This window comes from Chryseobacterium sp. AG363 (assembly GCF_003610675.1).
Taxonomy (GTDB): domain Bacteria; phylum Bacteroidota; class Bacteroidia; order Flavobacteriales; family Weeksellaceae; genus Chryseobacterium; species Chryseobacterium cucumeris.
On the sequence record NZ_RAQF01000002.1, the window covers coordinates 293,482 to 318,287 of the forward strand.

15 protein-coding genes and 1 tRNA gene are annotated in these 24,806 nt (G+C 37.2%); 12 read left to right on the forward strand and 4 right to left on the reverse strand.

Translation table 11 applies throughout. The features are described 5' to 3' along the window. The first annotated feature begins 248 nt into the window (after positions 1-248). The 4 genes from DEU39_RS01340 (at position 249) to DEU39_RS01365 (ending at position 4,265) form a co-directional block, all read left to right on the forward strand. A complete protein-coding gene (locus DEU39_RS01340) occupies positions 249-461 on the forward strand; it encodes a hypothetical protein (RefSeq protein WP_062670628.1) in 213 nt (70 codons plus the stop codon). A 140-nt stretch (positions 462-601) separates the two neighbouring features. After that, positions 602-686: transfer RNA gene (locus DEU39_RS01345), tRNA-Ser, on the forward strand. A 272-nt stretch (positions 687-958) separates the two neighbouring features. Further along, positions 959-2,269 (forward strand): site-specific integrase, encoded by a 1,311-nt coding sequence (locus DEU39_RS01350; RefSeq protein ID WP_120230633.1) that lies wholly within the window; start codon positions 959-961, stop codon positions 2,267-2,269. 850 nt (positions 2,270-3,119) lie between these two features. Then, a complete protein-coding gene (locus DEU39_RS01365; RefSeq protein ID WP_120230636.1) occupies positions 3,120-4,265 on the forward strand; it encodes a hypothetical protein in 1,146 nt (381 codons plus the stop codon). Positions 4,266-4,827: 562 nt separating this feature from the next. On the opposite strand, the gene DEU39_RS01370 is transcribed toward DEU39_RS01365, so the two are convergent. After that, positions 4,828-5,439 (reverse strand): Crp/Fnr family transcriptional regulator, encoded by a 612-nt coding sequence (locus DEU39_RS01370; RefSeq protein WP_120230637.1) that lies wholly within the window; start codon positions 5,437-5,439, stop codon positions 4,828-4,830. A 472-nt stretch (positions 5,440-5,911) separates the two neighbouring features. Between DEU39_RS01370 and DEU39_RS01375 the strand changes: the two genes are divergently transcribed. The 8 genes from DEU39_RS01375 (at position 5,912) to DEU39_RS01410 (ending at position 18,309) form a co-directional block, all read left to right on the forward strand. Next, a complete protein-coding gene (locus DEU39_RS01375; RefSeq protein ID WP_120230638.1) occupies positions 5,912-6,754 on the forward strand; it encodes an RteC domain-containing protein in 843 nt (280 codons plus the stop codon). A gap of 239 nt (positions 6,755-6,993) precedes the next feature. Then, a complete protein-coding gene (locus tag DEU39_RS01380) occupies positions 6,994-7,293 on the forward strand; it encodes a helix-turn-helix domain-containing protein (protein ID WP_061084772.1) in 300 nt (99 codons plus the stop codon). A gap of 71 nt (positions 7,294-7,364) precedes the next feature. After that, positions 7,365-8,750: a DUF3945 domain-containing protein gene (locus tag DEU39_RS01385; protein WP_120230639.1), complete on the forward strand. Its 1,386-nt coding sequence runs from the start codon at positions 7,365-7,367 to the stop codon at positions 8,748-8,750. Between the two features lie 5 nt (positions 8,751-8,755). After that, positions 8,756-10,840: a type IA DNA topoisomerase gene (locus DEU39_RS01390; protein WP_120230640.1), complete on the forward strand. Its 2,085-nt coding sequence runs from the start codon at positions 8,756-8,758 to the stop codon at positions 10,838-10,840. 174 nt (positions 10,841-11,014) lie between these two features. Further along, a complete protein-coding gene (locus DEU39_RS01395; protein ID WP_120230641.1) occupies positions 11,015-11,452 on the forward strand; it encodes a DUF1896 family protein in 438 nt (145 codons plus the stop codon). Continuing rightward, positions 11,439-16,760: an N-6 DNA methylase gene (locus DEU39_RS01400; RefSeq protein WP_120230642.1), complete on the forward strand. Its 5,322-nt coding sequence runs from the start codon at positions 11,439-11,441 to the stop codon at positions 16,758-16,760. Before DEU39_RS01395 ends, DEU39_RS01400 begins: the two co-directional genes overlap by 14 nt. A 238-nt stretch (positions 16,761-16,998) precedes the next feature. Beyond that, entirely contained in the window at positions 16,999-17,739 is a 741-nt protein-coding gene (locus tag DEU39_RS01405) for a hypothetical protein (RefSeq protein WP_120230643.1), read from the forward strand. Positions 17,740-17,772: 33 nt separating this feature from the next. Then, on the forward strand, positions 17,773-18,309 hold the full coding sequence (locus tag DEU39_RS01410; protein ID WP_214588873.1) for a hypothetical protein: 537 nt from the start codon (positions 17,773-17,775) through the stop codon (positions 18,307-18,309). On the opposite strand, the gene DEU39_RS01415 is transcribed toward DEU39_RS01410, so the two are convergent. The 3 genes from DEU39_RS01415 to DEU39_RS01425 are packed head-to-tail and all read right to left on the reverse strand — an operon-like array spanning position 18,306 to position 24,797. Next, positions 18,306-18,836 carry a hypothetical protein gene (locus DEU39_RS01415; RefSeq protein ID WP_120230644.1) on the reverse strand — a complete coding sequence of 177 codons (531 nt, stop codon included), beginning with the start codon at positions 18,834-18,836 and terminating at the stop codon, positions 18,306-18,308. The genes DEU39_RS01410 and DEU39_RS01415 overlap by 4 nt on opposite strands. A 4-nt stretch (positions 18,837-18,840) precedes the next feature. Then, the gene (locus tag DEU39_RS01420) at positions 18,841-23,727 is read right to left on the reverse strand and encodes an ATP-binding protein (protein ID WP_120230645.1); all 4,887 of its coding nucleotides are present in this window, start codon (positions 23,725-23,727) and stop codon (positions 18,841-18,843) included. After that, positions 23,724-24,797, reverse strand: a complete 1,074-nt coding sequence (locus DEU39_RS01425) for a ComEC/Rec2 family competence protein (RefSeq protein ID WP_120230646.1) — start codon at positions 24,795-24,797, stop codon at positions 23,724-23,726. The genes DEU39_RS01420 and DEU39_RS01425 overlap by 4 nt, the downstream gene beginning before the upstream one ends. Between the last annotated feature and the right edge of the window lie 9 nt (positions 24,798-24,806).

Here is a 24,806-nt window from a genome sequence, read left to right on the forward strand (position 1 = left end):
CCAATATTCGCTAAGAAATTAGATAAATAGCTTTATTTTCCAGAAATATTTCCAAAGTCCTCGTGACCATCTATATAACAACTGAAGACGTATACATTTCCCTCCTTTGGAGGGGTGGCAAAAATTCTTTGAACTTTTGACGGGGTGGTTACGACTATACAATTGAGTAAAAGTGATAGATAAGTTATTATGATCATCTTGTTTTGCGTAAAGTAAAATCCCTAAATTAGCCCATAATCAAAAACAAAATGGAAACAAAAATCATAAAAGTTACACACGTTACCGGAACTTACATCATTGAAGTTCCCAATGGAGCCCTTAATGACATGAAAACCCAGCTGGACAAATGCCTTAATGATGAACAGGGCGCAATTGTAGTAAAGGGAGAAGATGGAGATCAGTTTGTATATCCGTCTGATTTTTTAAAAAACAGTTTTATTTCCATTGTTGATCGGGAATAGGGAAGGTTTTCAAAAAATAATTCCCTTGATTTCTAGTCTATTATTAAGTTTTGTTAAAATTTGTGTGGGAAAAGTTTTGCAGAAATTAAAAATCGTTCTATATTTGCACCACTGAAAACAACGGTATAGCCGGAGTTTAGGGAGAGTTGGCAGAGTGGTCGATTGCGGCAGTCTTGAAAACTGTTGACTGTAACAGGTCCGGGGGTTCGAATCCCTCACTCTCCGCAGAAAGGTGTTTTTAAAGTTTTTAAAAACAATCAAAAAAAAGTTAAATCTCGCAAAATCAACGATTTGCGAGATTTTTTTTGTTAGGGGAGATTCGTGAAATCTTCAAAAACACCCTAAAAGTCTGTGGCACATATGTGGCACTTTTTGCATTTTGAAAAAGGTGCCACAGTATGTGGTTTAAGTAATTGATTTTCAACTTGTAAATTACTTTAACGTCTTGATTACTTTAAGTCTAGGTTCGACATTTATAACAATTAAAAAGTTTTATTATGTTAGAACAAAGTTATGGACTGAATTTCTTCCTCAAGAGTCCAAAAAACAAAAAACAGGCAAAACGACTGATTTATATTAGGATCAGTGTGGATGGAGTGGCCAAAGAATCTTCTACCAAAAGAAAATGGATTCCGGCTAGATGGAGCCAGCAGGATGAAAGGGCTACTGGCCTCAAGGAAGACGCTAGGGAGCTTAATTTTTTTTTAGATTCATTGACTACCAAAGTAAATAGCTTCAGGACTGAATTGCTGAATCAGGAAAGACCGGTTAGTTCTGTTGATTTGATCGATTATGTCAACGGAAAGTACAAGAAGCGCAATAAGGTTCTTGAGGAATTTCAGGAACATAACGAAGAGGTCGCGGACTTGGTGAAAAGGGGAGATTATTCTGAAGGAACACTTGAACGGTATACAACAGCACGTTCACATGTAAAGGAATTTATCCGGTTTAAGTACAAGGTCGATGATTTACCATTCGCCGCACTTAACTACGAATTTGTAAAAAATTATAACCACTATTTGCGTACAGTCCGAAATTGCTCGAATAATACTTCATTAAAGTACATCAGTAATTTTAAAAAAATTGTACTGAGAGCGGTCGCTAAAGACATTATTCCAAAAGATCCTTTTAAATTATTTACAGGTAAGAAGACCAAGATTAAAAAGAAACCTCTAACCAGCGCAGAATTGCAGAGAATCGAAGAAAAAGTATTTTCGTCCGAGCGGTTATCAGTTGTGCGGGATATCTTCGTTTTTCAGTGTTATACGGGGTTAGCATACATAGATGCATTCCAATTGAAGTGGCAGGATATTAAGGAAGCAGACGACGGAAGCATGTGGATTATGTCGAGTAGGCAGAAATCTAAATCGGTAACCGATATACCACTTCTGCCAAAGGCTTTAGAAATCATTGCAAAGTATGATAAAGATCCACTTTGTTTGCAGAGAGGAACAGTCTTACCTGTTCGGTCAAACCAAAAGATGAATGAATACTTAAAAGAGATAGCCGAACTTTGCGATGTACATGAAAATCTCAATACCCACAAAGCGCGACGAACATTTGCTAGCACAGTAACACTTAACAACGGAGTTTCGATACATGTCGTCAAAGAAATGCTGGGGCATTATTCAGTTAAACAGACGGAGGAGTATGCCATAACTGAACAGGAGTCGATCAGTAGAGAAATGAATATATTGAAAGACAAGCTAAAGCCTATAAAGGAAGATAGGCCAGAAGACGATCTAAAAATGATCTTGCTGCAGTTTAAAAAGGAATTTGAAGATTTTAAGAGATCTCAAAGTCGTTAAGTCTTTCACTGAGAAGAGTTCTTTTGATTGGATAAAAAAAGCCTCAGAATATATTCACGAGGCTTTTTTATTTGACTGCTGGAAAAAAGGATCCAACAGTTCAATTGTGCTTTTGTATCCAGGATGATATGAAGGAAAATATTTGATATAACCGAAATTTTGTAGTTGCTTGAAATATTTATGGTATGTTGGAGCAGTATCTATGTGAGACATCGCCATCAATTTACTTCTACTGATCCTAATAACCATTTTCTCGTTTTGTCGGTAGGCAAGCCTTACGATAGCCAGAAGCAGGCTTATGTGCCAAACAGTCAAACGGGAATCTGCGCAAATATTATCTAGGTATTCCAATCCCTTTTTTGATGCGTCATTCTGCATTGTTAAAAAGTTTTAATAGATCTGGCTTATAATAATAGTATGAACCCATTACTTTCTTATGTCTTATTTTTTGAGATATCCGTAAATTTTGCAATGTTGCTGGCGATATGTCCATCATCCGTCTGATGGCTTTACTGCGTAACCAGTCGAATTGCGAAGATTGCGAACTGTTACATTTGGTCTCAAGTATTTGACTCAAATCTGATTTTAAATCTTCTCTAAATGCTTGCAGGTCTTTTTTTGTTACAATTTCCATATTCTAAATATTATTGTAATGCAAGATAATTTTTGATAATATATCAGATCGAGTATAGGATTTCTGTTTCCGTATTTGTCCTATGTTTTCTCTCATAATAATTAATTGAGAGTATTCTCACAGCTTTTTGAGCAGAAGTATTTATTTTATTTCATTGGTTCTAGTTTTAAATTTAAAAAAAACTTAATTTGTGATAATATCTAATCAACAAATTATATGTTTTTATTTAATCGAGAAACTTTACAGCCGTTTGATGTAATTCTTGTAAGATTCCCTGGAAATGCAATGTCAAAAAATATTAGAGAAAAATGTCGTTCTAATTATAGCCATGCAATTATCTATATCGGAGACGACTCATTCATCGAGGGCAATGTGCCTGTTGTAGCACTATTCTCAACCCATCGGTATCATTTTAAAGACTTGGAAAATGTTAAGGTCATAAGACTTAAAGAAGAGTATAGATCAAATTTTGACATAGTTAAAGCAGAGAATTTTTTAAGAGGGCTGTCTTATTGTGATTACAATTTAAGACAGTTAGCAGCTATTTCCGATAGAACAATTCCTGCCGATGTAATTGATTTATTTCATAGTGAAAAGAGATGGGTAAGTGGTATTGTCTGCACCTCTATGGTAACTTTGCCATATTACATTGGAGGAATTGATATTTCAACTAATGATGAACCTTATTACGCACACTTTGGTTACATCGAGAATTGTGCTTTTTTTGAAGATGTTACTGACGAAGTTTTTATGGAGATTGAAAAAGATATTCCAAATAATTTCGATTATCTTTCAATGTGTGAGACGGGATCTCTATTAGAAAAACAATCTACGGCAGTAGCGGAACTTAACAAATTAGTAAAGGGGATCTTTGCAGACTTGGGAAAAAATCTTGAGGAGTATGAAAAATACGGTGTGACAAGAGCAAGTTTGCTATTCAATAATTGGGAAGATGTGTTTAGAATTTTACCATCCCTATATGAATTGGAGAAAGGTCGACAAATTGACGAGTTGGTATATAATACGATAATTAATACAGGATACAACACTTTATGGTTTGAGGAAGTTCACCTGCATCACCAAACTTTTTTTCCTCTTCATCATCTTCGAACTGCTGTGGCAAATGACGAAGTAGTGCAATCTTTACTACATTATCAATTTCATGTCAAAACCTTCGAAAAAACTCTTGAGCGAGCAGCCAATAATGAAGATATTTTATTTCAAAATTTTACAGTATGCCCTTGCAAGTCTAATCACGTGTTAATGAATATGTACTATTGCTATGCAGATATTTTACGTTCTACTATGGATCAATATAAAGCAATCTCCGAAGAATATTATGCACTTGTTAACAAACAATGAGCATTCAAACAAACCAAAGGATAAGATATAGTATTTAAGGAATTTATAGAGTTGGCAAATGACCAACTCTATATTTTGTTTTATCTTCAAAAACTGTGGATCATATTTTAATTGTTTATCCATAGATTTTTAAATTTTTGCAAATTGCTTATTAGGTTCGGGTGTAGTTGGGATTAACAGATTTGTGGGGCATTAACTGTTTTGAATTTTCTCCTCTACGGGGATTGAGCAACTTAGGTGGTGGTCGTTTACGTCTTTTTTTCATCTTTTTTAATTTTAGTTTAAGATTTTGGTTTGGGAAAGTGAACAGGTATAACGTATTTCTAGCATCTCATAAGTTAGCTGTCCAACTTTTATGTTTCTAATTTGATAAATAGTTTTAAGTGAATTCGTTAGAATAAATATTTGGAGGATAAAAAATAATATCCGTTCCGTTTTTAGAAATAATTGCTATACTACAAAAGTCACAAACTAGATCGGCCTGTGATAGTTAACCTAACCTATCTTTTCCTAGAGTGTCCTAAAAAAAAAATTAGCGAACAAAATTAATTTGCTAAATAGGTTAAAGTACCGTTTTTGAACGGATTCTGCTTAATGTAGACTGCGTTATTCCGAGGTACGAAGAAATCATACCTAAGGGGACGCGCGCAACGATATTCGGGTATTTTCTTATTAAATGCTGATAGCGTTCTGTTGCACTAAAAACACGTAATTCATTGGCCTTCTCTTCGGCTTTTATATAATAGGTCTCAGTAAGAATTCTACCGATATAATTGAATTCGGGAAACCGCTGATAGAGCTGCATGAGCTTCTCATGGCTAAGTACAAGAAAACTTGTTTCTTCTATAGCTTCCAAAACTTCAAAAGATCGTTTCTGACTGAAAAAGCTATATACAGAAATTGCTAGATCCCCTTCAAAGAGTAGCCAAGACGTCATATCCTTTCCAAAACTGTCAAGGTAGTAGGAGCGTACTAAACCTTTGACAACAAAGAAAAGTGACTTCTGGATTTCATCGATATTAAGTAGAATATGCTTCTTGTTTACTTTTTGCAAATATGTATTTAAGAATAAAGCGTCTCGGAGTTCTGGCGACATGGAATGAATACTATCAAGAAACTTTAAGAGAGTTTCTTTTGCTGAATTTTCTTCCAATGTACTTACCATATTTTTCATTTACACTTTGTAGAAGTTGGATTGGTGGTTATTAATGATAAAGGTAATTTACGATTAAAATTTCAATTAAACCTGATTTTTTTTGCTTTTTGTCAAAAAAAATGGTGGGAAATAGTATTTAATTTGTTATTATGAAAACCACACTGCAATTTTTGACCTATGAAAAAGATCTGTTAGAAAAAGTACACTGTATTTCTAGAATTAATACAAATACGCTATATGTATTTCTTTATAGTATTATTATTTTTTATTGTAATACCTAAAACTTATCTGCCAAATTAAGCAACTTCTGTTATGTACTCAAATCTTAGTTAGATGCGAGCGGATAATAATTAACTTACTGCGAATAATTAAAACCCTTCATAATCAATGATTAAGAAATAAATTATAGTGTATATTTATTTTTGTTTTATCTCAACACAGCGGGATATATTTTAAAGTGTGGGGCATAATCACTTTAAAAAACAATCATATGAAACAGGCATATAAAAACATTTTATTAACTATTGAAAAGGAAGAGATAAGTATATCAAGGAGCACAAAAAGTGCAATTGATGAAGCTTTTCACATGGTTTCATTCCTTGATAAAACTCTATCTGAATTAAAAGCACAAATCAATCAGAAAGGTTTTGAAAGTATTTTGGACGAAATTACTTTCTTTAAAAGAGTAAAGCCCGAAATTCTGGGCAGGCTTATGTTTTACAATAAGGTAGTAAAAATTGAAGCATATAGCCCTTTAAATTCGGAATTGACCGGAGCTTATTATACGGAGCAGCTTAAGTTACTCAACAAGGAATATAAAAAAAATATAGCTTCTTCAGATTTCTACAGTTATTATCGTACCGGTAGGTCAGATAAAGATGAGTTCTATTACAGACTAGGAAATATAAACTACTTTGATGGAGTCGATAGCTTCTTCTTTGAGGTTGACAGGGATTTCTCGACTTACTACGATTATAAGGTCGCGCAGATCAAGGCTTACGATCTTTATCATTCTTACCTTTCGGGAAAATTTGGCAGAGTTGAACCTACAAATAACGATGATTTCGATATCAGTGAAGATGCCGAATTTTCTTGGACTGATTCGAAGAATGCTCTTATTGAGCTTATTTATGCGCTTCACATTTCAAGAAGTGTTTCAAATGGCCGTGTTGGAATTCGAAAGATCAGCCAGCTTTTTGAGGATATATTCGAGGTAAGTCTCGGTGACATTCATCATGCGTTTTACCAGATGAAATTTAGAGCAGGTCAAAGAGCTCGCTTTTTACATTCGCTAAAATACAATCTTGAACAATATATGGACAATGATTTATAGATTGGAAGAGAATTAATATATAAGAAGGGTAATCCAACGGGTTATCCTTCTTTTTTTTACCCATACCTAGTCATATCTTACCCATGTAGATGTTTCTAATCCCCTCTCCCAGGCAACAGTCACACAAAGAAAGCCTGAAAAAAAAACTATATCTGACTAGCATATTGGTATGTGCACTGTTAGATTTTGCCGGAAAAACAAGGCCAATTTTGGCTCTGTAAACCAAACAGCAAAAGGCTATGAATATTGACAGAGTTGAATTTTTGAATTGGATGGAACGAATCATGAAAAGATTCGACGTCCTTGCCGGTGATATCGAAAATAGAGAGAAAAAAAGGCTCAGCATCGACGGCGAAGAATTATTGGACAACCAGGACGTTCTGCAAATGTTAAAGATAACCTACCGTTGTCTGCAACGCTATCGTACCATTGGTAAGATCAAATACTTTACAATAAGCGGAAAAGTTTTCTACAAGAGTTCTGACGTCCACCAGTTTATCCGTGACAGTTACCATGGAGGAAAGTTTACGCCTATGTAGGAACGCAAAAGAGAGCGGAATTCCTTCTTAGAATCCTTCCAATAATTTCAAGCACTTAAATACTTTCTATTATGAACGAACAAACTATTTCTAAAGAAAACCAGCCGCAGCAAGTACTTGAAGCTCTTTCCGATATTCTTTTAGTACTTGATAAAAAAAAGAATCGTATCGATGCGGTAAAGGGTGTGGATGAGGAAGGGAATCTGCAAACCTCTACACCTAAGAAGTCAAATCTTCTTGATTTTATGCGTGTGGATAAGGGGGACGCTATAAGCAATTTCTTTTCGAACTTCTGGCGCCGGCTCAATGATCCATTATCCTTCCGGTTTTTCAGGTCACCTGAAATTAATCTGGATGAAGTTGCTAAGAACCTACAGAAAGCCATTGACCATCCCACTCCCGAGGGTAATAAGCTTCTTGATGCACTTGAAATCAAATATGACAATAAGTTAAATAATAAAAATATGGAAACAAATCAAACATCGGAGGGCACAGCACCTACAACAGAGAGTAGACCTCAAAAGTACAATGCTCAGGAGATCGACTGGACATCACTTGAAAAACTGAATTTAAATCGTGAACTGCTTGAAAAAAACGGACAACTTGAGAAACTGCTGAAAGGATATAAATCTGATGGGATTTACCGAATTGAAGGGAATTTTGATGGTGTTGTGATGAAAGGAGATGCACGTCTCTCATTACGTAAAGTACAGGACAAAGTTGTCGTGATGGCTCATGGAGTCCGAGTGGAACCAGATCTTAAAAATCAGTTTTATGGCCATTCTTTTACAGTTGAGGATCGGGATAATTTAAAGAAAACAGGAAACATGGGGCGCGTTGCGGAACTTACAAATTATTCCGACGGTTCGAAGGTGAAGGCTCTCATCAGTATTGACAAATTAACCAATGAGGTTGTGTCCTTTCCAGTAGATCTGATCAAGATCAGTGAAAAATTTGGTGGTGTGAAACTTAGTCCGGAGCAAAAAGCTGAACTGCTGGAGGGTAAACAGGTCCTTGTGGAAGGTATGGTAAACTCGAAAACGGGAGAAGTCTTCAATCAGCATCTACAATATAACGCCGACGCGAAAAAACTTGTTTTTGTCGGACAGGGGGAGAGCCAACAACAGGCGCAGGTTGAGTGCATCCCTGATGAATTTAGAGGTAAAATTTTGGATGAAAAGGAAAAGAAGCTTTTGCAGGATGGTGAAGTGATTCATGTGAAAGATATTGTCAATAAAGAAGGCACAAAACTTTACTCGGGCTATGTCTGGCAAAATAAAGAGAGCGGAAGATTAGAATTCGATTTTGATCATCCCAATCAGGAGAAATCTAAAAAACAGACAGAGATACAGAAACAGGGGCAGGGGAAAGAAAAAGAGGGGACTTCTGCGAATAAAAATGCGGTTCAGAACGGTACTGTGAAGAAGGAAAATACCAGAAAACAAAAAATGAATTGATCCTGATGAAAGCAATTATTGCGGAAAAGCCCTCAGTAGCTTATGAGCTTGCACGTATCGTAGGTGCAACAGACAAAAAAGACGGATATTGTGAAGGCGGAGGTTTTCTGGTGACCTGGGCAGTGGGACATCTGGTAGGTCCCGCTATGCCGGAAGATTATGGGATTAAGGGATTCAGTAGGGAATCCCTTCCCATTATTCCATCAAGATTCAAATTAATAGGAAGAAAAATAAAGTCGGGTAAAGGCCTTATTGACGATGAGGGATCGAAACGGCAGCTTGCAGTAGTTGAGTCTGTATTTAAGCGGTGCGAAAGTATAATCGTGGCGACTGATGCAGGGCGTGAGGGCGAAGTTATCTTCCGGTTTATCTACCAATATCTGGGCTGCACAAAGCCCTTTGAACGGCTTTGGATTAACAGCCTTACCGAAAAGGCCATCATCGATGGATTCAAAAATCTCTTGCCGGGAAGTGATTTCAATGGTCTTTTTCTGGCCGGTAAGCAGCGGTCTGAATGCGATTGGCTTGTTGGAATAAATGCTACGCAGGCGCTGACCGTTGCCTTGGGTGATGGACTTTTTTCTCTTGGAAGGGTACAGACGCCCACTCTTGCACTAATTTGTCAGCGTTTTCTAGCGTGTGAATCATTTGAGGTTAAAAACTACTTTCAGCTTGAACTTTCTTCTATAAAAGAAGGTGCTCGTATTAAGAGTCTTTCGACAGATAAGTTTGAAGATAAAGAAAAAGCTGAATCAGTAAAGAGGACCCTGGAACGTGTCGGAGTGGCAGAAGTAAAACAGGTAGAAAAGAAAGCTGGCACAAGTCAAGCGCCACTTCTATTTGATCTGACAGGACTGCAGAAAGAGGCGAATAAAAAGCTCGGCTACTCTGCTCAGCGGACCCTGGAAGTTGCCCAGCAACTTTACGAAAAAAAATTTATAACCTATCCTCGAACGGGATCCAAATATATTCCCGAAGATGTCTGGCCTGAAATACCTGCGCTGATTCTAGCCTTAGGTTCTCGATCTTCCTGCAAAGATGCTGTTGACACAATCAAGTGGGAACGCTACAACAGACACATTGTAAATGATGTAAAAGTCACAGACCATCATGGTATATTGATTACGGAAAATATTCCGACCCGATTGAACGCTGATGAGGATGCTCTCTATGATATGATCGCCAGGCGCGTGCTTGAAGCTGTTTCACCTACATGCCATAAAGAAATCACAGATGTGAAATTTGGTATTCTCCATTATGATTTCAATTTGAAAGTTGTCAAAATTGTTTCTGCAGGATGGAAAGTTGTTAACGGTGATTTTGATGAGGAAGGTGATGATCTGGTCACTGATTTTCCAGATCTGCAAGTAGGAATCCAGGTTAAAATAGACAGTTTAGAGGTACTTCCAAAGAAGACCAAGCCTCCAACGCTATACACGGAAGCTGATTTGCTTCATAAGATGGAAAATATTGGCGCTACGGTAGAAAATGAACAGGAGCGCAAGATGCTCAAAGGCTTAGGTATTGGAACGCCGGCAACAAGGGCTGCCGTGATTGAAACCTTAATTGACCACGGGTACGTCAGAAGAGAAAGCAAGGCTATTGTCCCTACAGATAAGGGAATGCTTGTTTACGAAATTGTAGCCGATAAGAAGATTGCTGATGCTGCAATGACTGCTCAGTGGGAAATTGCATTTGAGAAAATCGAAAATGAAGAACTGGATGCCGGGATTTTTCATTCTGAGGTAGAGCTGATCGTACAGCAGGTTACCGATGAGCTGCTGAATATTAAAAGAAAATCAGCGAATACCGTACATCTCAACTGCCCAAAATGCAGTTCCTCAGTAATTCTCGGAGAAAAAATAATCAGATGTACAGATCAGAAGTGTGGCTGGAAATTATTCCGGAACATTTGCGGCGTCCAGTTGCACTACAAAGAAATTGAAGCGCTTTTAACAAAACGGCGGACACCTTTAATAAAAAAAATGGTGGGTAGAAATAAGAAACCATTTAGTGCTTATATCTTACTGGACGGATCTGGTTCAACCACTTTTGAATTTGAAGAAAAAAAGAAACATAAATACAAATAGTTCATGATGTGATTTGGTTAGTGAAGCCTGGAGCCTTTGATGGTTCCGGGTTTCTTTTTTTATAAGGTTTTAGGAATATCGATGCAAGAATAGGAACGGATAGGACACAATGCCAACAGTGCAGCTCAACCAAGCTAGGTTTACCGCTATAAAACTTATAAAAATTATAGCGATATGAAAAAGCATAACCAGGACTATTCCTATTACAAATTAAAGTTGCAGGATCACGTTGATTCAAGTTTTCCTGAAAGATCTGCTGATACAAATTTTATTGAGCAGCGCGCCAGGTGGGCAGCAAACGCATACGATGGCGCGTTTAGGGCAGGCAATCCTATTAACGAATGTAATGAGATCGCCGACGGTATTCTTTATGAGGGATTGCACTTTTCTAAATTTGATTCTCTGTTTGAGGTGCTGTCCTACGAATTTTCTGATGTTTTTGATGAACTCGATTATCGCGATTTTGCACTGAAGATCCTTCCAAAATGCCAGGAATGCTTTGAGCATTATGAATTGACTGATGATTTCGCCTATACAACTGGTTACGATCTGCTGTATACGGAGCTAACAGGTTTTATTGCTATTTGGATTGAGCAAAATGGTATTCGATAAGAAACGCCATTTACGGCAGAACATTGATGCCATCAGAACAAGTTTCAGTATTGAAAAGGAGGGGCGGGAAGCAACTGAGCCTGAAAAACTGCTACTACGTAATTTTGCGGGATTTGGAGGCTTGAAATTTATCTTAAATCCCGTCTCATTACCGGATGACATCAATGGCTGGAAGGCTTCTGATCGGCCTTATTTTGCGATGACGCAGGAATTATTTACGCTCATCAGAGAAAATACAGAAGATCAAAGTAAGTATGCCGACTATGTGGCAAAAGTTAAGGGTTCTATCCTAGATGCATTTTACACACCGAAAGAGATTACCGGCAGCATAGCAAAGGCAATACTGGAAACGGGAATAGATATTGGTAGCATGCTTGAGCCATCGGCCGGTGTAGGAGCTTTTATTGAGCCCTTTAGAGAACTGGATCATGTAAATATTTGTGCTTATGAACAGGACTTAATAACGGGGAAAATCCTGAAAAATTTGTATGGTTCCCATGCTGAAATCAGAATAGACAGCTTTGAGAATATTGGAGAAGGAGATACAGGGTATGATGTCGTTATCGGTAATATTCCGTTCGGAACTACTTCAATATTTGATCTAACTTATTCAAGGGGCACAGATAAGGTCCGGAAATTTGCTGCACAGAGCGTCCATAATTATTTCTTTTTAAAAGCTACCGATAAACTGCGCGAAGGAGGGCTACTAGCATTTATAACTTCGCAAGGGGTTCTGAACAGTCCTTCCAACTATCCGATCCGTGAAGCATTGATGCGTGAGCACAATCTCGTGGCTGCGCTACGGTTACCGAATAATTTATTTGAAGAAAGTGGCACGTCGGTGGGCACAGACCTCATTGTTCTGCAAAAAAAAACACAACCTCGGTCCTTTTCTATTCGTGCACGCGATTTTATGGGGACCACAGAAAACTGCAACCTCTTATTTTATAATCCAAACTACATTATTGCTACGCGTTCTTTTCAGGATACTGATCAATATGGGAAGCCGACAACGGTGCATGTGCATGATGGTGGAGTTGCTGGAATTGCAAAGGATGTTCATCTAAAGCTTTCAGAGGCTTTCCTGCAGTATTTCAACCGCGAGCTTTATGATGAACACAGCATGAAAGAGGTTGGTACTAATTTGACATCAGAACGAATTCTAAATACTCCAAAAAGCGTAAAACCTGATGCTAGTAATTCTGAAACAGTGACTCAACTAAGCCTTTTTTCCGATCAGGTTATTGATGATTTTTCGGTTAAAAAGGCAAAGAAAAGTAGGAAAAGCACAAGGCAAAGTAAGATTACAAATTTTCAGCAGCTTTCCTTTTTTGATGCAGATGAATTCAATACAAGTCATAATAAACCGCGACGGGCAAGTAGATCGGATCAGAAAGGAAGTGTGCAAAAAAAGCCTCTATCAACAAACTTAACGAATCCTACAGAGGTCGCATCGTTATTCCATGAACTACCTGACGATTCGGTGTTAAAAAATGAGGTAAGAGCCTTTGACGGCGAAGTGAAGGCGTTTTACCGTGAAGATACTATAATTATTTCGGGTAGCAGTATCGGGAAACTAAAAATTAAGCGTCGTGATGGGACCTATATTTTTCATCCACTTGAATTATCCAAAAAGGATCAGGAGCGAATCCAGAGCTATATCAACCTAAGGGATAGCTACCATTCGCTATATGAAATTGAAGCTAAAAGTAGAGCGGAGGATAAAGAGGGGCGACAGCTTTTAAATAGGACCTATGATGAGTTTACTGGACGGTATGGAAATTTAAATACAGCCGAAAATATTAGATTCATTAAAATGGACTCTTCCGGAAATGAAGTTCCTTTTCTTGAGCGGGTGGTTGGTGGTGTCATCCATAAGGCAGATATTTTTATACATCCAGTTAGTTTCTCCACGGCAGAAGTTGCTGTAAGCAGCGCTTCAGAGGCTTTGTCGGCTTCACTTAATCAAACGGGCTCCATAGATCTTGCTTTTATGATTCAGGTGAGTGGCCTTTCCGAAAACGAATTACGGAAAGATCTGCAGGGCCAAATTTTCTTCAATCCGTTATCTGGTGAATTGGAAGTATCTCAGAAATTTCTTGCTGGAAATGTTGTTTTAAAAGCGACGCAACTGAATAATTACCTTGCTAACCATGCGGAAGACATGGAAGCACGGCAGAGTCTGGAAGCGCTTGAAAAAGTCATTCCTGAACCAATTAAATTTGAGGAGCTAGATTTTAACCTGGGGGAGCGGTGGATCGGCACAGAAATTTATAACCGTTTCGCAAGCCATCTCTTTGATACCGATGTCCGGATTTACTATTCAGAGAGCAGCGATGATTTTTCTGTAAATGCAAAATCCAGCAATATTAGGATTTCAGAAAAATACGCTATTAAATCTGAGAACCGGACATTTGATGGTTTGAACCTGCTGCGGCATGCTCTTGTTAATACCACTCCGGATATCACCAAAACTGAGTACTTAGCGGATGGGACTGCCATCAAGGTTAAGGATATGGATGCTATCCAGATGGCCAATGGCAAAATTGATGAGATCCGGCATGAATTTACGGATTGGCTTTATCAGCAGGACGATAATTTTAAAAGGAAACTTACCGGAAGATATAACGAGCTTTTTAATTGTCATGTCAGACCGTATTATGATGGTAGCCATCAAACATTTCCAGGGCTTGACCGCAGGGCAGTAGGCATAGAGGATCTGTATCAAAGTCAGAAAGATGCTATTTATATGCTTAAAAGTAATAATGGCGGTATCTGTGATCATGAAGTTGGGGGAGGCAAGACACTTATTATGTGTGCAGGAGCGCAAGAAATGAAAAGGTTGGGGCTAGTTCACAAGCCAATGATCATAGCGCTAAAGGCCAATGTTCACGAAATTGCAGAAACCTATCGAAAAGCTTATCCTTTCGCAAAAATATTATACCCCGGTAAAAAGGACTTCACACCCCAGAAAAGGCTTAAGATTTTTGGCGATATCAAGAACAATGATTGGGACTGCATTATCCTCACACATGACCAGTTTGGTATGATCCCCCAATCAACAGAATTGCAGAAAGAGATACTTCAAGCGGAACTGATGTCTGTGGAGCAAAATCTTGACGCACTGCGCAGTCAGGGGAAAGATGTATCTGGTGCAATGATGAAAGGTGTAGAAATCCGGAAGAAAAACTTAGCTGTGAAGCTTAAGACACTGGAGCATGATATCGAAAACCGAAAGGATGATGTCGTCGACTTTAAAATGATGGGTATTGATCATATTTTTGTTGATGAGAGCCATAAATTCAAAAATCTCATTTTCAATACGCGTCATGAGCGCGTCGCTGGATTGGGCAATGTACAAGGCAGCCAAAAGGCACTCAACCTACTTTTTGCCATCCGTACAATTCAGGAAAGAAATGGGAAAGATCTTGGTGCAACTTTTCTTTCTGGAACCACTATTTCAAATTCACTTACAGAGTTATACTGCCTTTTTAAATTTTTAAGACCAAAAGCGCTGGAAAGACAGGGGATTAATTGTTTTGATGCATGGGCTGCTATTTATTCCCGTAAATCGATAGATTATGAATTCTCTGTTGCCAATAATATCGTTCAGAAGGAGCGGTTCAGACATTTTATAAAAGTGCCCGAACTGTCCCAATTTTACACTGAAATCACCGATTACCGTACTGCGGCTGATATCGGAATTGATAGGCCGATAAAAAATGAGATCCTCTACAATATACCGCCGACCCCGGATCAGGAAATTTTCATTAAAAAGTTGATGGAGTTTGCAAAGAGTGGCAATGCTGAGTTACTTGGTAGAGCTCCGCTAACGCCGACAGAGCAGAAAGCCAAGATGTTGATCGCGACAGATTTTGCAAGGAAAATGTCCCTTGATATGCGGCTTATATCTTCGCGATATACAGACGATCCGGGAAACAAAGCTTCTGTTTGTGCAGCAAATATTGCAAAATATTATAAAAATTTCAATGCGCAAAAAGGCACTCAATTTGTTTTTTCAGACCTCGGGACTTTTAAACCGGGCGAGTGGAACATATACAGCGAGATTAAGCGGAAACTTGTCGAAGATCATGGGATACCAGCAGAGCAGATCCGCTTTATTCAGGAAGCAAAAACGGAGGATCAGCGTAAAGAACTGATCAAAGCTACCAATGAAGGGAAAATTAGGGTCCTTTTTGGATCGACAGAAATGCTCGGAACGGGGGTAAATGCCCAAAAGAGGGCAGTAGCTGTGCATCATCTGGATATTCCATGGCGGCCTTCGGATCTGGAGCAGAGAGACGGTCGCGCTGTTCGAAAAGGCAATGAGATTTCTAAATTTTTTGCTGACAATAAGGTCGATGTTTTTATTTATGCTGTTGAAAAATCATTGGATGCGTACAAATTTAATACACTAGCAAATAAGCAGCGTTTTATCGGACAGTTAAAGAGTAATACCATCGCAGTACGGATACTTGATGAAGGAGGAATGGATGAAGTTTCGGGTATGAATTTTTCCGAGTATGTGGCTTTATTATCAGGTAATACCGATCTATTGGAAAAAGCGAAAGTCGAAAAGAAAATTTCTGTTCTTGAAAGTGAGAAACATGCTTTCTTACGATCAAAGTGGAGTTCCAGTTCAAAATTGGAAAGTCTGCAAGAAGAACTTGAAGGGAGAAAGTCGCGGTTAGCAAGGTTAAATGTAGACTGGGAAAACTATCGAAATCGTGTCCAAAAATCGCAAGACGGAAAAGTTTTGAACCCGATCATGTTGGATGGCTTGCCTAAAGATTCAGATGTTAAGGAAATTGGTGCAAAACTGGCTAAACTTGCAGGAACTGCAAGAACAGGCGGGGATTATGAAGAAATTGGTACTTTATATGGTTTTAGACTGCTCGTAAAAACGGAGATGATCCAAAAAGAGGGATCCGACTCTATTGAAAGAGATAACAGGTTCTTTGTCTGTGGTGAAGGAAATATTAAGTATACGCACAATAATGGTATTATGGCAAGCGATCCCGAGCGGGCAAGCTTAAATTTTATTAGTGCCCTACAAAAACTTCCTGGACTCATTGACGAAGAGAAAAAGAAGATAAATCAGCTAAAAGCTGACCAGATTGTATTAAATGATATTGTGAATGGCAGTTGGAACAAAGAAAAAGTGCTTGCAGCTCTGAAAACTGAACTCGCCGGTGTGGAAAGAAAAATACAGTCATCATTGGAGGTAAAAGATGATAGTGATAGCGGTAGACATATTAAAGCAGAAGCTGAAATAAAACTCAAAAATTCCTCTGCCTTTAAATTATAGGAGGAGAGCCAACACTTTTGCTGTAAGTTTCTTTCGGTAAAACTTTTACAATTTTTATGTACTGAAAATGAATAGAATAGCCTTTTTAGGCTGTTCCGCAATTTAATAGCCTATTAACAAAATTATCGTGGTAATTTATTATTTAGATCAATTCAATTGCGAAAAGTAAGGCAACACCGCATGCATTGGCTATTTTTTCTTATATTGGAATTAGTATAAAGTACAAGAGACCATTATTATGAAAAGTATCAATCAACGTTTGTTTCATAGAGTAAAATCGATTTTAAACATAGGATCGATATTTAGGGCTATAATTATAATCGTTGCCATGTGCATGTTTGTGCTATCCAGTATCGCCTTTTTTTCAATACAAAAAACGCTCTGCCGAAATCATTTCGAATTTTCACCGGATGGTATTAATTTTTACATTAACCAATTCGCTAAATACAACGGATTATTTGCCGCAACAATAACACTCATTGTCGCTTATTATGGTATTGAAAGGCTTAGGGCTGCGGAAAGGGCAAATATTGATAAAGTTCGGCTTGATAGATATTCTGATTGGAAAACGATTACTGATACGAGGCTTGATGTTGTAAAAGATGACAATCCTCTATTTAGAAGAGAGTTTATTAATATTAGATATCAGCTTTTTGAAGATTTATATCCCGCTTTTGCGATTGAAAATAAAAAGCAATTACAAGCTCTTTTTAACAAATATTTTTTGAATTTAATCCCAGCATTTGAATCAAATAATAAAAAACAACAAGGTTGCGGAGGAATATACCAATCTGCAACATATACTTATTTTGGTCAAAATTTTCTTTTTGTTTTCCTTGGAAGTGTAATCGGAGTGAAGTATGATAATGCGACGGAAGATCTTTTGGAAATGTATCTTGCAAGTCTTCCGAGCGACAGAATTATAGATTCTCTCGCATATCAAAGCGCTTTAGAGCGCTACATTAAATACAATAATTAATTTACCCTTTTCTCCCAAAAAAATAAAGCAATCATGAAGGATTATTATCGCCTAACAACTTCCAAAAAGCAAGAAATAGCTCAAAACTTAATTGATATTTTTGAGAAAGATATCATACCTTCAGCCGATACAATAACCTTTATCTGTAACTGGGTCTATACGGACCGAAGTGAAAAATTTAAGGCTTATTATGATGTGTGGGATATTGTATTAAGAAATTTCATCCCAAAGACAAAACCTATACTGATCAGAAGCATTCCCCGTAGATCTAAAGCAGAATACATTGCGAGCTTTACAAATACGGCATATTCGGCTGTAAGATTCGGTGAGCGAAAAGGCTATTGGATTATATGCGATACAAAAGATTGTTTGCCATCATTGGAAATTAATAAAGGGAAATACAGAAATACCTTTTACCCCCTTAGCGATGTACTAAAAAAAGCAAAAGCTAATGGCGGGTACGGTTTTTCTGATCGATTTCTACGAAATTACGGCGGAGAAGACGAATACATTATGAAAATAGACTATTCAGTGATGCAACTATTAAAATACATAGACTATAAGTACTAGACTAAGTTCTCTTCCAAGAATTCTCTGCCGTTTTGGAAAAAACGAATCTCGAATTTGCCCGTATTTTTTTTTGTTCCAAAAATTATTGCTACACCTAATTTGTAATTGTAATGATTGCCAAGAAAATCAATGGTTAGGTGTTCAAGTTTAATCAGGTCAAATTCTTTATGTTTTCTTGTATGGCTGTCCTTTTTTACTTCGATTACAACTAAGTTATGGTCGTTTGTCTGCCTTCGATGAATAATGATGTCAGGACTTATTTTGTAATTATCATTTTCATTTGGTTTAAAACCTATTTCCATCATGCGATTTTCTGCTATATCCAGCGCCTTCCTATCATTTGGCTTATCTATGTCACCATTATATTCGGGATCAACGTCGAACTGGGGGAAAAAAGGCTTTAAATAAAAGGCCAGATGAGTAGAAATATTAAGTTCATTAAGACCTCTTGCTAGATTACCAGTTTCTTTTTCAAGTAGAACATTTATGGCGTCTTTGATATTTTTTACAATGATTTCTATTTTCATATTTTTATTTGTACTGTATTAATTCATCTTTCAACATGTATGCTTTTGGGGAAATGATAGTTATTAGAAAATCCAGGATAAAGAGATAATCAGCCAGCAATTCTTTGTTAGTTTTTATGTCGTTTCCATATTTGTAAAAAGCTTTCTCAGCGAAGTTTTCCAATAGCTTTCTATTCACTTCGTAAGCATTTTGGCTTTTAAGCATCAAGGCCACCCAACTTAAAGATTCCGGCATAAACTGCTGAAAAGCCACACCACTCAAAAATTTGATGCACTCGTTTATTTTGTTAAATCCATATTTGGTAATAAACTCTTTATAATAAAGGCTTTTTCCTTCAAGCACATGCCAATTTTCCGATTCCGCAGTCCAATCAAGATCCATAAAAAAGAGCGGTATGTAAACCGTTGTTTCATTCTCAAGTGTCCACTCTCGTAAAACATCCCAGAGTGTCCAAAAATTATCTTTAGGTGAGCCATTTGCAACAGACCGGATAAATTCTTTGAGGAGCCGATACAAATAATTTGTTACATCAGTGGTATTTAGCTTTTTGTCTTCAGTTATGGTAAGATCCAATAATTCCTTAAAAAGAGGCTTTGAAATTTCAACGGATTGTGAAAGTAAAAATCTTGGATAAAATAATGTGAATGCACGTCTACTTTCAAAAAAATCAGACTTGCTCCAAGATTTTTTGTCACCTAAAAATTCCAGGTGAAGTTTAAGAACTTCTTGTACCATGTTATGTTGTTCCGCAACTGTCGTTGTCCAAGGTATAATGCGCAGAGCATCATCAAGAAGCCAGTGAGTGGGCATATCAAGAGTGAATGATAGTTTTGCAGGTTTTTCAATACTGCCATTAAGAACCACTGTTGTTAAATGATCCACAAATTCCTCCTCCTTTACGATATCTCTACTCTCATTTTCTGCTTCCTCACCATACATCCACATAGCGTCCCTGCGGCGTTGTTCAATAGAATTTGTTTCTTTTTTGTATTCTATGAAAGCTAATAAGCCATACCAGCAATTTAGTACAAATTCCGAATCATCTTTTTGAAGGTGATGGACGATTCCATGTTCAAGCGCAATTCGTTCCGTTTCATCCAATCCACCTATGAGCAATCGAAAAATTAATTCCTTTATTTTCAGTATAGTTTTTTCGTCTGTTCCGCAATTAATATTATATGAAAGACCAGTAAGAGCCGCTTGCTTACCAAAAACGTCAAGATACATATCTATAGATTCTTGGCCCATCAGATTTTTTTCTGCAAAGTCCATGATAATTTTCCGGCACCATATTAATTGCTCTGCATTCATTTCGTTAAAAAAATCACGTAGACCAAGTGATGCCATCAGAGTTTTCGAAGTCATAAAATCAAACTGACCTTTTGAATTTTGAATATAATCGTAACCAACTCGCCACTTTTCATAATTATGATCATTAATAGGATTGTTATCATACGCTTCTTTCGCCCAGAGAACACTTACAGTTGGAGCTTGACCAATATCATTAGTTTCTGTCACATTTTTTCGAACTTCCTCATCATAGCCGGGTTGAATCTGGACCATTTTTCTGCCATTATATTCAACGGGTATATGCTGGTATTTACGGGCATCCATATCAAATAGAAACTTTCTCCATTGAAATTCCTCAGCTGGAGCCTGTTCCCACATTTTATCAATTTCCTTATATAATAGATCATTTTGAGTCCGATAGATAAACATATAATCAAAAACAAAACCTACGAGGCCCTGATAGTATTTGCGCCGATGAACTTTTGAATTGGACTTGGTTCTTTCATTTTTCTCGTATTCATCATCATTGAATACTTCATTAGTATATAATTCTGACATCCATCGGCTTGATTCCCACCAGAAAAAAATTGGTATACCTAATAGACAAACTGAATTTTCATCTAAAAGTTCAGGATGTGCTTGTATTACACTTATGGTAATTCCCAGAAATGCAACATTGTTAGATTCTTTGATAATTCTTTGCAAGTATCCTCTGAGTTGTCGATCTGTGGTTTTCCCACTTAAGTCTAAAAGTCCAGCTTCAAGTGCCATTAACAAGGAAGCGATATGCCGGTTTTCAGATCGTTGACTCCGATACATAGACCAATAGTCATAGGTCCCATAATAAGTCTTTGAAGTGCCATCGTGAAAACTTACAGTAATATCTTCAATATCCTCACCTTGCGATTTTAAAACGCTTTGGTTTTTTTCAAATGCAGCATTTAAAAAAATGATGATGAAATCTAATGCTTTATCTGGATGATAGAGAAACATCCAATAAAAAAATGTGTGATAGGCACTTGGAAAACCATGTTCGGTATTAAATCGTCTGCTTAAACCGAAATCCCTAGCATCAGACCTACGAAAATGGATTGGATTATAAGGTGGTCTTCTGTCTTCTTCTTCTTTATTTAACCAATCCTCCCTCGCCATTTCCAATACATCATCTGGGAAAAAACGGCATATTTGGTCAGCCATGACGCCTTCCGTAATACATTTTCGAATTTGATTTAAAAATTGGATATTATTCCATCGCTCATTTCCAACATGTGGGTTTTTAGCAGCTTGTATTAAGTTTTCAACTAAGGAAGGGCATGCTGCGGTCAGTTTAAAAATTATTCTTACGTAGGGTTCTAATACCGAACTCACAGAATCGTATCTTACTGCGGCACTAAACGCTCTTTGAACTCGATGAACGAAGCCTTCCAAGAAATTGGCAACACTTTTGGAGCTTGGTGGGATTATTTGAGGATTGAAGTCGGGTAGTTGTTTCGACCACGCCTCAATAAGTGCTATGTATTCGGTATCGATTTTGAACGATGAAATTGTAGCATAATTATCCCAAATAAAGTCAATAATATAGTCCCATCCGGAACCTGTCGGCAATAACTGATCTAAACTTTGCTTGGCCGGGTCGATACGTTTACATCCGATCTGGAGTAAAAACATTATCTGTTTCAGGAATCGCCCTTCGTTGTTAAGAAGATTATCTTTTAGTGCATCTAAAAGTATTGCAGCATTCTTGGAACGGAGTGATACAACTAAAAGTTCGTCTTTCCATGATTGCGACAATAAGCTATCTTGCAAAAGTTCATGAACTAAACTTACCGATCTGACCGGCTCAGTAAGGTAGAACTCTTCCATCCACAACCGAAATGCTCTTTTCATTGCAGGGTTATTTTCCATGGATTCTAAGAAAGTTCCACTGTCTGGCATCAGCTTTTTTTGCTCTGAAATAAACCTTATCAGGGCCCAATCCTCTAAAATATCGTGTGAGGGACTATATTCAGGATTTATTCCGATATCGTTCTGTAGTATAATATTGTCCCTCAATAGTTGAGAAATCGTGTCTTCGCTTCCTGGAAAGTCGGTGAAGAGGCACATTTCTCGTGATCTTTTTACACAAATTTCGTAAAAAACAGCTCCTCTAGCGGTATTTCCATTCTCTACTATGTGCTGCCACATCAACTTCTTAAATTTTATTTCATCTAATTGTTGCTCACTTTCCAGGAAAGGAATAATACGAACTGCCTTGTCAAGATAATAGGGGTTATGAAGTAAATGTTTGATTTTTGGGTTTTCAAGTAATGTTTTAAGTTGAGGGATGGCATCCTGAACTAGTTGTATCTCTCCATCAGTAAAATCATTGACTTCTAAATATGTATTATTTTTTGGAAGCTCAAAATAAAAATGAATGCGAAACCTCTGTAATAAATATTCCCTAAGTGTTATTAAAAGAATAATGCGAGAATTTGATTTCATAATTTGGAGCAATTCATTAAATGCCCCCGAGAATTCGGATTCTATTAATTTTTCAAAACTTTCAATCCAAATCAAAACATTTCGTGCGGATAAAGGACTACCGACAATTTGTTGGATTGTCGCATTATATCCGGCACTCTTCATCGCTTCATCTAAGGTATTGCAGTAGAGATTTTCTGGAGTAAGGGTAATGACAGTATAATCACCTTCAGATTTTAATTTTGTCACGACAGCTTTCGCCAGCGCTGATTTTCCTACACCGGGCTTTCCATGGATAACGACAAGATTATTTTCTTTAATAGCACGGATTAAATAGGATGTATCACGATGAACAGTGAATGAACCAACTGACTCCCTAGTTCTCAAATTAATTATTTCTCTATTTTTATCCATTTTCCCATAACTATCCAATATTTCAGGATTAGTTTCGGGTTTCAATTCTTCGATGAGTTTGAATTTGTTAGGATCAATGAGGTTATTATAAGCTAAAACCTTCGTTACTATAAATGTATTTCCATCTACGTAAGTATGAATTATTCCTACAAAATAGAGATTTCCGAACAGATCGGCATATGCTCCTGATCCTGAAAGACCAGCTACATTTGACATGGCCTGTTGATAAAAAGTATCTAGTGATCCTTCATGATGCAATGTGAAAATATTCGGATTATGCTTTTTATTTTCAAGAAATTTAAGCGAAAAAGGCTGGTCGTCTTTTTGATCATTAAAATTTGCGAATCCCCTAACTTTATATTCCGGGATAGTATCATCTGCATCAATAACCTGACTGAAAAACCTCTTTCCGGTTAGCGCTACTATATCATTCGCAGGTACAATAATTAGGGCCAAATCTTCTTCATTACTTACAGAGGTTATCACGACTGCAGTATCTGAAAGAACATATGAATGATAGGTCAAAGACTCATCATTGAAAATTTGATCCAGTAGTATTCCTTCTTTAGAATATGTTTTGTTAAACTTTTCTCCAACTAAGCAATGTTTAGCGGTTAAAATATATACATAATCAGTATCAGCATCTGGAAAGTATATAACAGCGGTCCCAATGTCTTCATTGCATTGAATTCTGATGGTCGAAAGCTGGGGTAAATTTAGATTCATATATCGTCAGTGATTTCTTCAAATAAAAATAGTTCATTTTCGGGACCAATCTCTTTATAGGTAGTTTCAAATTTGTAGCACGATTCGACCTCTGCATCAATTTTAAATAGATCTCTCAATTCATTTGTGTCACAGGAATAATGAATTTTAATTTTTATTTCATTTTTCTTCCCATGTTCCAGCAGTCTTACCAATGCTTCCTTGTCTGGATGTCGATTGTGGATGCCATTACCAGTTACAACAAAATCCTCTGTTTTGACCATTTCTAGTAATCCAATGCTTGTATTTGCTTTGCTTCCGTGATGAGATAACTGCATAAAGGAAAGAGGAATGGGATTTGTTGAACTATATCGTAAGGCAGAAAGACTATCTTCAATATCTGATGGGTGGCTGTCTGCTAGAAGTAAGGCCTTAATGTCGCCAAATTCAGCAAGAATAGCAATCGAACTGCCGTTGACTTCATCTTTATCTTGATGAAACGGAAGATCTTTCAATTCAGCGATAGTTTTCGCATGATCTGACTCTGAAGCTTTTCTGCCAACTTTCATTGTCCGCTCTTCCTCGGTCCATAAATCTTCCGCTTTTTTTTGTTTTTCAGGCGTAGGCGAAAGTATCGTCAACTGCAGTCCCTGAACCTGAATAGATTTTGTTTTTGTATTTATAGAAGGTTCGCTTTGAATGTAGATCTTTTTGATATATTCTCTTAAAGTAATGCCATCACGGACTGAAATTTTCTCACTGGGTATTTGGATAGGTTCGGTGGTACTGTTAAATATAAATCTCTTAACAGCATTGGGCTTATCTTTTATGGTTTTATCTTGTAGGAAACCCAAAACTGCACCGATGTGATCTCTGTCTATATGGCTGATTATCCAATGGTCAACGACTTCATCAGCAGCTAAAATTTCTTTGATAAGTGGAGCAAAAGCATTTTTATATTCACGGGCGTATCCACCGTCAATAAGTATATTGTGCCAGTTCGAATCTTCTCCTAAAAATCTTATGTGAATGGCGTCACCGCCACCAGTATCATAAAAATGGAAACTAATTTTATGTGTTTTTTGAAGCATAATAACAAT